This is a genomic window from Mesorhizobium sp. M2E.F.Ca.ET.209.01.1.1 (assembly GCF_004010375.2).
Classification (GTDB): Bacteria; Pseudomonadota; Alphaproteobacteria; order Rhizobiales; family Rhizobiaceae; genus Mesorhizobium.
The window spans coordinates 1-291 of record NZ_SADP02001158.1 but is presented as its reverse complement, the minus strand read 5'-3'; the positions used below and the strand labels follow the sequence as shown (position 1 = coordinate 291).

Sequence of the window (291 nt, the reverse complement as noted above, 5' to 3'; positions counted from 1 at the left end):
TGGCGTACAACGGCGAGGTCTACAACTTCGCCGCCCTGCGTGAACAGCTGGAGCCGCTGGGGCACACCTTCCGCGGCCACTCCGATACCGAAGTGCTGCTGGCGGCGATCCTGCAGTGGGGCGTGGAAGACACGCTGCAGCGCTGCAACGGCATGTTCGCCATCGCGCTGTGGGATCGCCAGCAGCATTGCCTGTGGCTGGCGCGCGACCGCGTCGGCAAGAAGCCGCTGTACTACGGCTGGGCCGGCGACACGCTGGTGTTCGGCTCGGAACTGAAGGCGTTGTGGCAGC

General features: G+C 67.0%; 1 pseudogene. It reads left to right on the top strand.

The window, feature by feature from the left end:
• Window positions 1-291, top strand: a pseudogene (locus EN852_RS39540) (asparagine synthetase B); the annotation flags it as partial.